9 protein-coding genes are annotated in these 14,479 nt (G+C 67.2%); 5 read left to right on the top strand and 4 right to left on the bottom strand.

The annotated features are described in order from the left end of the window. Positions 1-3: 3 nt before the first annotated feature. Positions 4-1,197, bottom strand: a complete 1,194-nt coding sequence (gene exbB, locus NOF55_RS00435; RefSeq protein WP_370868849.1) for a tonB-system energizer ExbB — start codon at positions 1,195-1,197, stop codon at positions 4-6. Positions 1,198-1,442: 245 nt separating this feature from the next. After that, complete coding sequence (locus tag NOF55_RS00430) at positions 1,443-2,372, bottom strand: ATP-grasp fold amidoligase family protein (RefSeq protein ID WP_306409349.1); 930 nt, start codon at positions 2,370-2,372, stop codon at positions 1,443-1,445. A 129-nt stretch (positions 2,373-2,501) separates the two neighbouring features. Here NOF55_RS00430 and NOF55_RS00425 point away from each other — a divergent pair, with 129 nt between their 5' ends. The 5 genes from NOF55_RS00425 (at position 2,502) to efeO (NOF55_RS00405) (ending at position 9,007) form a co-directional block, all read left to right on the top strand. After that, complete coding sequence (locus tag NOF55_RS00425; protein WP_306409348.1) at positions 2,502-4,001, top strand: lipopolysaccharide biosynthesis protein; 1,500 nt, start codon at positions 2,502-2,504, stop codon at positions 3,999-4,001. A gap of 801 nt (positions 4,002-4,802) precedes the next feature. Further along, a complete protein-coding gene (gene efeU / locus NOF55_RS00420; protein WP_306409347.1) occupies positions 4,803-5,648 on the top strand; it encodes an iron uptake transporter permease EfeU in 846 nt (281 codons plus the stop codon). 2 nt (positions 5,649-5,650) lie between these two features. Continuing rightward, a complete protein-coding gene (gene efeO / locus NOF55_RS00415; protein WP_306409346.1) occupies positions 5,651-6,829 on the top strand; it encodes an iron uptake system protein EfeO in 1,179 nt (392 codons plus the stop codon). Between the two features lie 4 nt (positions 6,830-6,833). Next, positions 6,834-8,159 (top strand): iron uptake transporter deferrochelatase/peroxidase subunit, encoded by a 1,326-nt coding sequence (efeB, locus tag NOF55_RS00410; RefSeq protein ID WP_306409345.1) that lies wholly within the window; start codon positions 6,834-6,836, stop codon positions 8,157-8,159. A gap of 29 nt (positions 8,160-8,188) precedes the next feature. Further along, entirely contained in the window at positions 8,189-9,007 is an 819-nt protein-coding gene (gene efeO, locus NOF55_RS00405; RefSeq protein WP_306409344.1) for an iron uptake system protein EfeO, read from the top strand. Positions 9,008-9,065: 58 nt separating this feature from the next. On the opposite strand, the gene NOF55_RS00400 is transcribed toward efeO (NOF55_RS00405), so the two are convergent. Both NOF55_RS00400 and putA read right to left on the bottom strand, forming a co-directional pair. After that, positions 9,066-10,457, bottom strand: coding sequence for a hypothetical protein (locus NOF55_RS00400; protein WP_306409343.1), 1,392 nt, complete (start codon positions 10,455-10,457; stop codon positions 9,066-9,068). Between the two features lie 299 nt (positions 10,458-10,756). Beyond that, positions 10,757-14,446: a trifunctional transcriptional regulator/proline dehydrogenase/L-glutamate gamma-semialdehyde dehydrogenase gene (putA, locus tag NOF55_RS00395; protein WP_306409342.1), complete on the bottom strand. Its 3,690-nt coding sequence runs from the start codon at positions 14,444-14,446 to the stop codon at positions 10,757-10,759. Between the last annotated feature and the right edge of the window lie 33 nt (positions 14,447-14,479).

Genomic DNA, 14,479 nt, shown 5'->3' with positions numbered 1-14,479 from the left:
ATCCTACTCCGCAGCCAGGGTGACGGCGCTCTTGCGTTCGCCGGGCGGCACCTTGCGATAGTCGAGATCGCGGCTGATCAGGCGCTCGACGCCCGAGGAGGCATCCGCGATCAGCAACCGGTAGCCGGCGATGGAGCGTGTGAAGACGTTATAGATCACGACGGCGGGAATGGCCGCGACGAGACCGATGGCCGTGGCGAGCAACGCCTCAGCGATACCCGGCGCCACGACGGCCAGGTTGGTGGTCTGCGATTCCGAAATGCCGATGAAGGAGTTCATGATGCCCCAGACCGTGCCGAACAGGCCGACGAAGGGGGCGATGGAGCCGGTCGTGGCGAGAATGCCGGTGCCGCGCATGATGCGGCGGCCGGCATGGGCCTCGATACGCGACAGGGCAAGCGCCACGCGCTCCTTGAGACCGCCGCCGTCTGTGTGGTCGATGGCCTCTTCCGAAAGGCGGACCTCCTCGGCGGCGACATGAAGCATGGCGGCGGCGGGGCCGCCCCGCTTGCCGGTCTCGCGCAGCGCGTCGGCAAGGCTCTTCGAGCGGTGGATGATGCGGATGACCGCCGAGGCGCGGCGGCGGGCGCCGGCGAGTTCCAGCGTCTTGGCGAGCCATACGGTCCAGGTCGCCACAGAGGCGAGCGCCAGCCCGATCATGACCGACTTGACCACCCAGTCGGCGGCCAGGAACATGCCCATCGGCGACAGGTCGTGCGGCAGGTCCTCGCGCGGCGGGCCGAGCAACTGGTCGAACACGCCCTGCGGCTCGGCCGGCTGCGCGCTTTGGACCGCCTCCGGCGCAGGCGCGGCGGCAGCAGCCGGATCGGAGGTGGCATCGCCAGAGGCCGCAGGAGCAGGAGCGCCTGCTTCGGGAGCCGCCGCCGGAGCGGCCTCGCCCGGTGCGGGTGAGGGCGCAGCGTCACCTGCCGCCGGTGCAGGCGAAGGGGCGGTCTCGCTTGCCGCGGGAGCGGGAGAAGGAGCAGCCTCGTTCGTCGCAGGCGAAGGGGCGGGCGAAGCGGGCGGCTCGCCCGGTGCGGGCACGGGCTGGGCGCCGGTCTCGGCTGGCGCCGCGGCGGGAGCGGAAGCCGGATTTTCCACCGTCTGGGCAAAAGCCATCCCGGCGGGAGCCAGAAGGCCGCCCGCGACGAGCAGAAGGCGGAGGGTTCGACCAATGTCTGGGTTCGTCATACGCATAACCGGCAATTCTCTCTCATGCTTCGGCTGTCTCGAAAGGACAGTGGAGAGACGCAGTCCCACTCTCCCCCGGCGCACTCGCGCGCCTGCCGTCCCGGAAGGACAGCGTGCCGTCGTCGGCATTGCCTCTCCGATAAATAACTTGACAGCCAAATGCAAGAATTAACTGGACGGTAACACTCATATTTCTGCGCCGTCCGCGGGGGCGGCGCTTCACATATGCGTGCACTGCGGGAGGATTGCCGTCAGGCCCGGTTCTTCAACGTCCACTGATCGCCGAGAATACGGTCGTAGCGGGCCGGCTCGTAGTTTTCGAAGCCGCCGCCGGGATAGAGCGTCAGTTCGCCGACATGGACCCATTCCGCGCTGGCATAGAGATCGACCCGCACGAAATCCATGTCCTCGCCGAGCCGCTCGGCGACGGAGATCATCTCGTCGAGGCGTTGCGGGCGCGGCAGCGTCCCGGGGAACGGCGGCAGGTAATCGGCATCGAGGAACGGCATCGGCTCCCAGTCGCGGGAATAGAAGCAGGAATAGCCCTTGCCCTCGTGACGGATGTCGAGCTGGATGCAGAACACCCGCCCGCCGAAGGTGAAGCAGCGGTAATCCCACGGCACCCCGCCGTCGACGCTGAGCATCTTCTCGATGACCACCTGCGGCCGGACCTGCGAATAGGCCCATTCGCGATTGTAATGGGCATGGTCGAGCGCCAGCCAGCCGGGCAGCGGATTTTCGGCGATCAGCGCGTCGATATCGGCCTGGTCGTAAAGGAAGCGGCCCTGGGCGCTGGCATGGGTGGGCTTGACGACGGCGGGCAGCGTCACCTTCGCCCAGTCGACCTTGGACAGATCGGTCCCGACCCAGTAGGCCGGAACGGCATAGGGCGCGCCGAGCTTGCCGTCGATATAGGCCTTGGCGCCGGCCTTGTCGACCAGAACGGCATAGAGCGGATCGCGGTCGTGCAGCTTGCGGTACTGCACCTTTTCGGAGAAGGTCGCGGGGTTGTCGATGTTAGGCCACACGCCCTTGATGATGCGGTACTTGAGCGTCAGATAGAGCTTGTCCGGCAAGGGCGCGATCAGGCGCCAGATGAGATGGTGGACTTTTTCCCGGATCCTGCCGTCCTGATATCCCGGCATCAGGAAACTTTCCTGGCGGACAGACATATCGCTCATGATTTCGCCTCCGTGGCCAGATTGCGTGATCCTGCCGCAAATCCCCGTGCGGAGCGCACACCGCGCCAGCGTCAAAATGCGCCCCTTTCTTTAATCGATGGTTACGTTCTTTACGATAAAAGCCGGAACATGGGCACCGTGCTGAAATCCTCGCTGGTCAATCTGGCCGCCACGTTCGTTTCCATGCTGGCGGGCTTCGCCGTCAGCATTCTCAATGCGCGGTTGCTCGGGCCCGAAGGGTCTGGCCTGGCGGCCTTCGCCCTCTGGTTCGCCGCCTCGCTCAGCGCGCTTGCCGACCGCGGCATGCCACAGGTCCTGCTGCGCTCGCTGGGCGCCTCCGGCAGCCAGCCCCGGACGGAGTGGCAGGCCATCGCCCGGACGGCCTTCTCGCTGTTTTCCGGGCCCGTCGCCGCCGTCGGACTGGCGACGGCGGCCTACGGCCTGTGGGTCTGGCATGACGAGGGACGGGAGCCGGGCCTGTTCTGGGCCATGACGCTGCTTCTCTTCCTGCTCTATGCACTGTCAGCCTTTTCGACCGCCGCCGCCCGCGGCCGCGGCAATTTCCGCGAAACGGCCCTCAGCACCGTCGCCGGCAGCCTTCTGCAATTGCCCTTCATCGTCGCCGGCGCGCTGTTCTTCGGCGCCGCCGGCGCGATTGCCGGCATGGCGGTCCGCTTCGTGCCGCAGGCGCTTCGGCTACGGCGCTACGTCCGTTTCGCCGCGCCGCCGCGTCCGGAAAGCCTGACACCGGACATGCGCCGTCATGCGCGACAGATGTGGCTCAGCGACATGATCGACGTCATCCTGGTGACGCGCATCGAACTCGTCCTGCTCGGTCTTCTGTTCTCGACCACGGAAATGGGATATTTTGCCGCCGCCGCCGTCTTCGCCGGCCTCGTCGGCCAGCTCGCCCTTCAGCTCTCCCCCTCGCTGGTCGTCGGCTTTTCCCGGCCCGGCATGACCGAGGACATGCAGCGGACACTCTTCACCCAGGCCATGCGGCTGACGGCGCTCGCCGTCTTCCCTATCGGCTTCGGCGGCGCGGCAATCGTCCCGCATCTTATTCCGCTGGTCTTCGGCGCGGATTTCGCGCCTGCCGGCACCGCCGCCGCCCTGCTGCTCCTGTCCTCCGCCATCGGGGGAATTGCCGTCGTTCCGTGGACCTATCTCGCCGCGACGGGCGGCAGCGGCAGCCTGCTGCGCATCATGGCTGGCAGCGCGGTGACGACCGTCGGCTTCCTCGCCGCGGCGATCTGGCTTGCCGGGCTGAACGGTGCCGCCCTGGCCCGCATCCTCGTGGAAGCCCTGACGCTCACCCTGCTGGTCAATGCGCTGGCACACCGCGACGGCCCCGTCATGCCGCTGGCGACGCTCATCAGAACCGCGCTGGCCGCCGGCCTGTGCGGCCTTACCGCATGGGCGACAGCCCGGGCCCTGCCCGGCTGGCCCGGCGTGATCGCCGCGATCGCCGCCGCCATTCCGGCCTATCTGGCCGGCCTCAGGCTTTTCGGACTGGTGACAGCCGGCGACGCGCGCACGCTGCTCGGCTTCCGGGCCGTCCGGCGCCTGCCCGGCCCGTTGAAATCCGTTCTCGCCAGCCTGCTGCGCCTCGTCGCCCGACGCCGTTGACGGCTACTCCGTTTGCCACGGCAGGATCATCGGACAAAACGAAAGGGAGGGGGCTGAAAACAAAAAAGCCTGACGCGGGAGGAGGTGCGTCAGGCTTTGATTGTATCGGCAACTGGGAGGAGGAGGAGTGTTGCCGATCAGATCGCCGGGGCGCTGGGAGGAGGAGTGCGCCGCTGCGATGAGGAGAGTTATAGCTGATTTCCGCGGCGCTCAAAGTATGGTTCACGCAACACAGCGATGCATAATTGCATAGCTTGCAAACCGCGTCAGTCGCCATGCGGATAGCGCAGGGTTTAAATCGGTTCGTATCCGAATCTCCCCGTTTTGGACTACTCAAAGCGCTTTAATCCATATCTGGAGCGAAACAGGCTTTTGCAGCCTGCCGGACCGATTCATGCTTTCCTCATACGCAGCCTGATGAATTTTTACGCAAATCCGGCAGTGATAGAAGCACGTCCATCCGCAAAACCCGCCGTTTCCGCGTTTTTCTGCATGAATGAGGCATCGTCAGGCCGCTCCTTCAGGTTTGCGTCGATTGCATAGCGATATTCGCGAATTATTTGCGCGAACCTTCGGCCCTTTTGGCAAGGCAGGATAAGCCCGACGCCTTCGAACCGCCGGCGAAGACGTTTCGACGCGAATCGGCACCGATGCCGGAGACCGATTGTCGCAGATGCCGCCGAATCGCGGAAACCGACGATTCGGCGGCTTGTTTTCCCAATCACGATATTGCACGAAAATGTTACCGGGCGTATTTCTTGACGGAACGACACAAGTTTTGCGCCGCCCAAGGAGATTTCCGTGCTGGCACCGTTCCTGATCATGCTGAGGGAAGGCATCGAAGCCGCGCTCGTCACCGGCATCATTGCCAGCTATCTGCGCCAGACGGGACGCAGCGCCTGGCTTCCCGCCATATGGGTCGGCGTTTTCCTCGCCGTCGCGCTCTCTCTGTTCACCGGCGCGGCCCTGCAACTGATGAGCGCGGAGTTTCCGCAGAAGGCGCAGGAACTGTTCGAGGCGATCGTCGGCCTCGTGGCGGTGGTCGTGCTCGTCTCGATGGTCTTCTGGATGCGCAAGGCGGCCCGCTCCATCAGGTCGGATCTCCACCACTCCGTCGATCAGGCCCTTGCGGCGCCGGGCGGCGGAACCTGGGCGCTGATCGGCATGGCATTCTTCGCCGTCGCCCGCGAGGGGCTCGAATCGATCTTCTTCCTTCTCGCCATCTTCCAGCAGAGTCCCGGCCCGGCCGCGCCGCTCAGCGCGCTGGCCGGCGTCGGCGTCGCCGTGATCCTCGGTTTCGCGCTTTATTACGGCGGCATCCGCATCGACCTGCGCCGCTTCTTCCGCTGGACGGGCGTCTTCATCCTGATCGTGGCGGCGGGGCTTCTCGCCAGCGTGCTGCGCAACCTGCACGAAGCCGGCCTGTGGAACCATCTCCAGACCACGGTCTACGACCTGACCGAGATCCTGCCGGTATCGGGTCTCGCCGGCACGATCCTCTCCGGCATCTTCAACTACCACGACGCGCCGACAGCCGGCGAAGCCATCGCCTGGGTCGTTTTCCTCGCGGTGACGCTGTTTCTTTTCCTCAAGCCTGAAGCCGGCAATGCCGCCAAAGCGGAAACGACCGGCCACGCAAAGGTATGATCATGTCGAATCCCGGCCAGCCAACCGGTCCGGCGGCGCGGCCCCCGCGCCTGATGCCGCTTGCCGTCGCAGGTGCTGCGGCACTCGCCGTCGCGGGCGGCGCATTGTTCTACTACGCCTCGAAGACCGCCACCGGCCCGGAAAAAGGCGCCGTCCACACCGTGACGGTCAACGCGAAGGGCTGCGTTCCGAACGAAGTCACCGTTCCGGCCGGACGCACGACCTTCGAGATCGTCAACGCCTCGGACCGCACGCTGGAATGGGAAATCCTCGACGGCGTGATGGTGGTCGAGGAGCGCGAGAACATCGCGCCGGGCTTCCGCTCCACGCTCACGGCCCGGCTCAAGCCCGGCACGTTCGAAATCGCCTGCGGTCTGCTCTCCAACCCGCGCGGCACGCTGACGGTGACGCCCTCGGCGGATTCGGAAGCCGAAAGGACCAAGCCGCCGCTCAAGGCCTTCATCGGGCCGCTTTCGGAATACCGGGTCTATGTGGGCCTGCAATCTTCCGCCCTCGTGCGGGAGACGGAGAAACTCGCCGCCGCGATCCATGCCGGCGATCTCGATGCCGCCCGCAGCCAGTACGCCGCCGCGCGCCTGCCCTACAAGCGGCTGGAGAGCCTCGCCGGCCGGATCGCGGATCTGGAAAACCGCATCGATCCGCTGGCCGATTATTTCGAGAAGCGCGAGGAAGACCCCGGCTTCACCGGCTTCCACCGCATCGAATACGGCCTCTTTTCCCAAAACGCCACCGACGGGCTGGCGCCGGCCGCCGATGCGCTGGCGGCCGACGTGGCCGCGCTGAAGGACCGCCTGAAGGAAACCCGGCTGGCGCCGGACGAGCTGGCCGCGACCGCCGCACGCCAGGCCCGGCGGCTGGCGGAGGAGACGGTGCCGCATGGCGACAACCGTTACGGCCATACCGATCCCGCCGAGTTCGCCGCCAATCTGGACGGCATCGAAAAGAGCGTTTCCCTGCTCTATCCGCTGGTCGAGGCGGCCCGGCCGGAGACGGCGGAGGAGGTGAAACGCGGCTTTTCCGATGTCCGCGCCCTGCTTTCGGATATCGGCGACGTTTCCTACCGGTCGGTGGATGCCGATGCGCGCGCACGCCTTTCCGCCGCCTTCGCGACGCTCGCCGGGCGCATCGACACGGTCAATCCCGCTCTCGGAATGGAGTAAGCCCATGTCGCGCAATCGCCGGGCAGACACGCCCGCTCCCATCGACGGACATCGCCGGCAGGTCCTGAAGGGCCTCGGGCTCGCGGCCTTCGGCTGCCCCTTCGCCGGCATCGCCACGGCCCGCGCGGAGGCGCCGCCCGCGCATCACATGACCGATGCGCCGGTCGCCAATGCCGCTTCGGCCGAAGACCGGGTTCCGTTCCTCGGCAGGCATCAGGCGGGCATCACCACGCCGCGCCCGGCCAACGGCATGATCGCCAGCTTCGACGTGATCGCGGAAACGCCCGACGACCTGGAGGCGCTTTTCAAGACCCTGACCGGGCGGATCGCCTTCCTGACCGGCGGCGGCGTGTCGCCGGACCTCGATCCGCGCCTGCCGCCGGCCGGCTCCGGCATTCTCGGCCCCGTCATCCGCCCGGATGCGCTGACGGTGACGGTTTCCCTCGGCGCCTCGCTGTTCGACGACCGGGCATGGCTGAAGGAACTGAAGCCCCGGCGCCTGAGCCGGATGACGCGGTTTCCCAACGACGCGCTGGACGCCGCGCTCTGCCACGGCGACCTGACGCTGCAAATCTGCGCCAACACGCAGGACACGACGATCCATGCGCTGCGCGACATCATCAGGAACACCTCCCGCCATCTGGTTCTCAGATGGAAGCAGGAGGGCACCGTTCCGGTGATCGTGCCCGGCCCGGACGGCGTCGTCGAAAGCGCCCGCAACTTCCTCGGCTTCCGCGACGGCTCGGCCAACCCGGATGCCGGCGACGCGGCGGCGATGGAAAGGGTCGTGTGGGTGGGGCCGGAGCGTGGCGAACCGGAATGGGCGCTCGGCGGCAGCTACCAGCTCGTGCGCATCATCCGCAATTTCGTCGAGCGCTGGGACCGCACGCCGCTGCGTGAACAGGAGCGCATCATGGGCCGCACGAAGGTGGCCGGAGCGCCGCTCGACCGGCCGGAGGCGGACGAGTTCACCGTTCCGGACTATGCCGCCGACGCGCACGGCAGGCTGACGCCGTTCGACGCGCATATCCGGCTGGCCAATCCGCGCACGCCCGCCTCCGAGGAGAACCTCATCCTGCGCCGCCCGTTCAACTATTCCAACGGCGTCACCCGGTCCGGCCAGCTCGACCAGGGCCTGCTGTTCATCTGTTATCAGGGCGATCTGGAAAAGGGCTTCATAGCCGTGCAGCGCAGGCTCGATGGCGAGCCGCTGGAGGAATACATCAAGCCGGTCGGCGGCGGATATTTCTTCACGCTGCCCGGCATTCGCGATGCCTCGGACCATCTCGGCAGCACGCTGATCGCGGCGGTACGGAAAACGACACCCTGACGAACCCCAACCCGACTGGAGACTACGACATGACCATCAGGCAAATCTTCGGCGCCACGGCGCTGACGCTCTTCCTTTCCGCCTCCGCCTTCGCGCAGACGGCAACGCTCGATCTCGTCGAGCCGATCGCCGAATACAAGATCTACGTCTCGGAAAAGCTCGAAAAGCTGGTCGAGGACACCACGGCCTTCACCGCCGCCGTGAAGGCCGGCGATGTCGAGAAGGCGAAAGCGCTGTTCGCCCCCACCCGCCTGTCCTACGAGGCGATCGAGCCGATCGCGGAACTGTTCAGCGATCTCGACGTCGCCATCGACTCGCGCGCCGACGACTACGAGGCGGCCGAGGCCGATCCGGAGTTCCCGGGCTTCCACCGCATCGAGTACGGCCTTTGGGAAAAGAACTCGACCGAGGGCCTCGATCCGGTCGCCGACAAGCTGCTCGCCGATGTCACCGAACTTAAGGAGCGCATCACCGGGCTGACCTTCCCGCCGGAAAAGGTGGTGGGCGGCGCCGCGGTGCTGATGGAGGAAGTGGCCGCGACCAAGATTTCCGGTGAGGAAGACCGCTACAGCCATACCGACCTGTGGGATTTCCGCGGCAATTTCGACGGCGCCTACAAGATCGTCGAGCTGGTGCGGCCGCTGATCGAGAAGACGGAAGGCGACTTCCTGAAGACGGTCGACGAGAACTTCGCCAAGGTCGATACGATCCTCGCCAAGTACAAGGAAGGCGACGGCTACGTTTCCTACGAAAAGCTGACGGACGACGACCGCAAGGTTCTGGCCACCGCCGTCAACACGCTCGCGGAAGACCTTTCGACGCTGCGCGGCAAGCTCGGCCTCGACTAACCCGGCCCACTTCCCCAAAAGGCCCCGGCCCGGACGATCCGCGCCGGGGCCTTTTCGTTCAGATGCCCGCCACATAGGCGAGAGATACCATCACGATCGACACCGCCGCCTGGATCAGCACGTAGCGCCGGTTCCAGACGAGGCCGACGACATGGCTTCGAACGCCGGCCTGCGCCGCGGTGATCAGCGTCGTGGCGCTGACCGGCGACACGGCGATGGCGAGCGACCAGCCGATGGTGAGCGCCAGCGCCAGCGCCATCGGATGGCCGGCGCCGAGCGGGCTATGGCCGAAAAGCTGCGCGGCAAGCACGATGACGATGGTGTGCGGAATGGCGAGCGCCGCCGTGACGGGCACGGCCAGCAGGCAGAGAATGAGGATGGGCAGGCCCGCGCTGCGGCTTTCGGCGATGCTGTCCCACCCCGGAACGGCGGAGATGAAGATCGTCAGCGCCGCGCCGATCACCGTCGCCGCGGCGAAGAAGGTCGCTTCGGTGCGCATGTCGGCCAGCGTCGCGAAAATGCCCTTCATGCCGATACGCAGCGTCGTCGTGGCCGGCTGGCCCGATCCGTCACCCTCCAGCAGAAGCCACACGACGCTGAAGACCGGCAGGATCAGGATCGTGGCGACGATGAAGCTCACAGAAAGAAGGTCGTGCAGCACGATGGTCATGACCATGAGCGCGAGGCAGGCGGCGAGAATGCGCAGGAGCGGCATGACCGACAGATCCTTCGCCGCGGCGGCTTCCTCGTCGCTCATCGACGATTCGACGGGCGTGGCCGTCAGGCAGCTCACCGCCAGCAGGATCATCGCGGCGGCAAAGGCGACGAACAGGAACTTCACCGGGTCCAGCCCGGCGGTCGAGGTCGTGACGATGGCAAAGCCGATGCCCATCGGCGACCAGATCGTCATCAGCGACATGCCGCGCATGCCGGCCAGCATCATCTCCCGGCCCGGCTCCCCTTCCCCGAAGCGGCCACCAGCCTTGCGGATCATGTCACCGATCAGGGGCAGGATGCCGACATTGAACAACAGGCTGAGGAAATGACCGCCGAAGCTGAGCGCCGCATAGGCATGGCGGGGCCGGCGGCTGACGAGCCAGGCCGCCGCGCGCGCCACGAGACGGGACCGCCGCGCGGGATAGCGCAGCACGCCGAGCATGGCGAGAAGGCAGGCGAAGGTGGTGCTCTGGCGCATGGCCGAGACGATCTGCGCCGTGGCATCCGGCCTCAGCCACAGCACGGCGACGACGGCGACCACCGATCCGGCCGCGAACAGGCGGGCAAGGCGCGGCAGGTTGCGCCATTCCAGAATGACGAAAGCCACCAGCGCTGCAAGCGCCACGTCCGAGGCCGCCCGGACGCCGCCGATATGGGCGAGCAGCACGGCGGCGGCAAGCAACAGGATCAGGCTTCGGGACAATACCGAGGCGGCGCGGGAAAAGGACGGCATGGGCAAGCACTTTGCGGCTGGGAAAGGCGCCGGTTGCGGCGCGGTTTCTCAAAGCACAACCGCCCGGGCCGCTCAACGGTTATTTCGCAGTTGCGAGATAAAGGTTCGGTCCATTTCCGACCTGTTGCAAAAAGGGCGCGCTTTCCGCGGCCTGTCCAGATTGCCGGCGAAGGACCTGCCGCCCTCTTTTGCCCTGCCGCGGGTGCGGCACGGACCCTCGGGTCGAGCCCGAGGGGGACAGGAGGAGAGGGTTTCTCGATATATTCGCACGCCTTCCTGAACGACCCTATCTGCTTGCCTCAGCCGATGGACATCAAGCTGGCATTGCCGCCGGCGGCGGCGGTGTTGACGGAGGTGGAGACCTCTTCCAGAAGCCAGTTCAGGCACCAGCCGTCGGCACGGACGGCTTCGTCGGACGAGGCCGCATGGACCGTGACCAGCGGGCCGGGAAGAGCGGCAACGCGTTCGGACACCGCGCGCACCTTTTGCGCATCGCCCTCGACGAGCGCGGCCGCGAAGGGACCGTCCTTCTCCCAGTCGGTGGTCCAGGAGATACGGGCGGCGACCGTGGCCGGCACGTCCTCCAGCGCCTTTTCCAGACCCGGGGTCCGGTCGATCACGGCGATGTTGCCGGTCGAGAGAACGGCGCCGACCGCGACATGCAGGCCGGCCCGGGTGGCCGGGACGACGAGAATGTGGCCGCGCGGGTGCAGCGCATAGAGGTTCCTTTCACCGACGGGGCCGGGCAATTCGCGTTCCAGACCGAGCCCGGATGCGGCCGCCTGCGTGCGGACGGCTTCCGAGGCATCGTCGAAGCCCTTGCTGCCCAGCCAGGCGGCGAAGTCGGCCGCCGCCGGATCGGCATGGACCGAACCGTGCCGCGGAGGCACCGGGGCGACTTCCACCAGACGCCCGAGATAGAGCGGGCCGCCGGCCTTCGGCCCCGTGCCGGAAAGGCCGCGCCCGCCGAAGGGCTGCACGCCGACCACGGCGCCGATGACGTTGCGGTTCACGTAGATATTGCCGACGCGCACCCGGCTCACGACATGAGCGATGGTCTCGTCGAGGCGCGTGTGCAGGCCGAAGGTCAGGCCGTAGCCGGTGGCATTGATCCCGTCGATCACCCGGTCCAGATCGGCGCGGCGATAGCGCAGCACGTGCAGCACCGGGCCGAAGACCTCGCGCTTCAGTTCCGACAGCGAGCGGATTTCGACGATCGTCGGGGCGACGAAGGTGCCCTTCGCCGTTTCCGGCGGCAGCGGCAGGCGCTCGACCGGGCAGCCGGCGGCGCGCATGCGCTCCACATGCGCCTCGATGGTTTCGCGCGCCTCTGCCGTGATGACCGGGCCGATATCGGCATCGATCCTGTCGGTGCGGCCGATCGAAAGCTCCTTCAGCGCCCCCTTCAGCATGGCGAGCGTGCGCTCTGCCACATCCTCCTGGATACAGAGCACGCGCAGGGCCGAGCAGCGCTGGCCGGCGCTGTCGAAGGCCGAGGCGATGACATCGAAGACCACCTGTTCGGCAAGCGCCGAGGAATCGACGATCATGGCGTTCTGGCCGCCGGTCTCGGCGATCAGCGGAACGGGCTTGCCCGACGCCGAGACGCGGCCCGCAAGCGTCGTGCGGATGAGGCGGGCCACCTCCGTGGAACCGGTGAACATCACCGCCGCCGTTTGCGGGGCCGCCACCAGCGCGGCACCGATGCGGCCGTCGCCCGGCAGCAATTGCAGGACCGGACGCGGAATGCCGGCCTCGTGCAGCAGGCGCACGGCCTCCGCCGCGATCAGCGGGGTTTCCTCCGCCGGCTTCGCCAGAACCGGATTGCCGGCGACGAGCGCGGCGGCAACCTGCCCGGTGAAGATCGCCAGCGGGAAGTTCCACGGACTGATGCAGACGACCGGCCCGAGCGGCCTGTGGACGGGCCCGAGCGTCAGCTTGGCCTGTTCGGCGTAGTAGCGCAGGAAATCAATGGCCTCGCGCACCTCGGCAATCGCGTTGGGAACCGATTTTCCCGCCTCGCGCACGGTCAGCGCCATCAGGTCCGGCGTGTGCTCCTGAAAGAGATCGGCGGCGCGTTCCAGAAGGACGGCGCGCTCCCGGGCCGGCACGCCAGCCCAATCGGCAGCGCCGGCGGCGGCCTGCGCCGCTGCCGCGCGCGCCGCATCCTCCGACGCCTCCGTCACCGAGCCGACGACATCGGCATGGTCGGCCGGGTTGCGGACCGGGCGGGTTTCCCCTTCCACCGCCGTGGAGGCGGCAAGCATCGGTCCAGCGGTCCGCGGCCTCGCGGCGCTGGCCGCGAATTCCCGGCTGAGAACTGCAAGCGTATCCTCGTCGGACAGGTCGTAGCCGGCAGAATTGATGCGGGTCGAACCCAGCACGTCCTTCGGCAGCGCTATCCTGTCATGACGGGCACCCGGCTCCGGCATGGCCAGAACGCGGTCGACCGGATCGGCGGTCAGTTCGTCCACCGTCACGTTCGGGTCGGCGATGCGGTTGACGAAGGAGGAATTCGCACCGTTCTCCAGCAGGCGGCGGACAAGATAGCCGAGCAGCGTCTCGTGGGTGCCGACGGGCGCATAGACCCGGCAGGGGCGGTTCAGGCGGGCGGGGCCGACGACCTCCTCGTAAAGCGGCTCGCCCATGCCGTGCAGGCACTGGAACTCGAACTTGCCGACATGGAAATCCGGGCCGGCGAGGTGATGGACCGTCGCCAGCGTCTGGGCGTTGTGCGAGGCGAATTGCGGAAAGACGGCATCGGTCGCGGCCAGAAGCTTCCTCGCGCAGGCGACATAGGCGACATCCGTATGCACCTTGCGGGTATAGACCGGAAAATCGGCCTGTCCGTCGACCTGGGCGCGCTTGATCTCCGAATCCCAGTAGGCGCCCTTGACCAGCCGCACCATGATGCGGCGCTTCGCCCGCCGGGCCAGATCGATGATGAAATCGAGGACGAAGGGGCAGCGCTTGCCGTAGGCCTGCACCACGAAGCCGAGGCCGTCCCATTCGGCCAGGTCGGGATCGAGCGCCAACCGTTCCAGAAGGTCGAGCGAAAGCTCCAGCCGGTCGGCTTCCTCGGCGTCGATGTTGACGCCGATATCGTGGGATTTCGCGATCAGCATCAGGGCCTTCACGGACGGCAGCAGTTCGTTCAGCACACGGCCCGGCTGGGCGCGGGTGTAGCGCGGATGCAGCGCCGACAGCTTGATGGAGATGCCCGGTCCCTCATAGACGCCGCGCCCGCCGGACGCCTTGCCGATGGCATGGATGGCCTGCTCGTAATCGCGATAATAGCGCGCCGCGTCTTCCGCCGTGGTCGCCGCCTCGCCGAGCATGTCGTAGGAGTAGCGGAACCCCTGCGCCTCGCGCACCCGCGCGCGCTTCAAGGCCTCTTCGATGGTCTCGCCGGTCACGAACTGCTCGCCCATCATGCGCATCGCCATGTCGACGGCGCGGCGGATGACCGGTTCGCCGCAGCGGGCGATCAGCCGCGTCAGCGCCGCCGAAAGGCCGCTGTCGCTGACGGTCGCGGTGAGCTTGCCGGTGACGACGAGCCCCCAGGTGGCGGCATTGACGAACAGCGACCGGCCGCCGCCGATATGGGACTTCCAGTCGCCTTCCGAAATCTTGTCGCGGATCAGCGCGTCGCGCGTCGCATCGTCGGGAATGCGCAGCAGCGCCTCGGCAAGGCACATCAGCGCCACGCCTTCCTGGCTGGAGAGCGCATATTCCTGCACAAGACCCTCCACGCCCGTGCCCTTGTGCTTGGCGCGCAGCGCGACGATGAGGCCGCGGGCCGTATCGCGGACCCGGCCGCGCAGCTCGTCCGGCAGCGTCGCCGCCTCCAGAAGCGGCTTCAGGCATTCCGCCTCGGGACGGCGGCAGGCGGCGGTGATCGCCCGGCGCAGCGGCGTGCGCGGCGAAAGCGGGGCGGCGAAATCGGCGAAAGGTCCGGCGGCAGCGCCGCCCTCGAGGGTGTCCGTCATATCCGTGGTCCGAAATCCTGTGCGAGGCGAGCA

This window comes from Ectorhizobium quercum (genome assembly GCF_026552795.1).
In the GTDB taxonomy this organism is placed as follows: domain Bacteria; phylum Pseudomonadota; class Alphaproteobacteria; order Rhizobiales; family Rhizobiaceae; genus Ectorhizobium; species Ectorhizobium quercum.
The sequence above is the reverse complement of the archived record's forward strand: the minus strand, read 5'-3'. Positions and strand labels throughout refer to the sequence as shown.

Excerpts from the sequence above, each read along its gene's own strand:
- exbB (WP_370868849.1), bottom strand. The coding sequence starts at position 1,197 with ATGCGTATGACGAACCCAGACATTGGTCGAACCCTCCGCCTTCTGCTC.
- NOF55_RS00430 (WP_306409349.1), bottom strand. The coding sequence starts at position 2,372 with ATGAGCGATATGTCTGTCCGCCAGGAAAGTTTCCTGATGCCGGGATAT.
- NOF55_RS00425 (WP_306409348.1), top strand. The coding sequence starts at position 2,502 with ATGGGCACCGTGCTGAAATCCTCGCTGGTCAATCTGGCCGCCACGTTC.
- efeO (WP_306409346.1), top strand. The coding sequence starts at position 5,651 with ATGTCGAATCCCGGCCAGCCAACCGGTCCGGCGGCGCGGCCCCCGCGC.
- efeB (WP_306409345.1), top strand. The coding sequence starts at position 6,834 with ATGTCGCGCAATCGCCGGGCAGACACGCCCGCTCCCATCGACGGACAT.
- efeO (WP_306409344.1), top strand. The coding sequence starts at position 8,189 with ATGACCATCAGGCAAATCTTCGGCGCCACGGCGCTGACGCTCTTCCTT.
- NOF55_RS00400 (WP_306409343.1), bottom strand. The coding sequence starts at position 10,457 with ATGCCGTCCTTTTCCCGCGCCGCCTCGGTATTGTCCCGAAGCCTGATC.
- putA (WP_306409342.1), bottom strand. The coding sequence starts at position 14,446 with ATGACGGACACCCTCGAGGGCGGCGCTGCCGCCGGACCTTTCGCCGAT.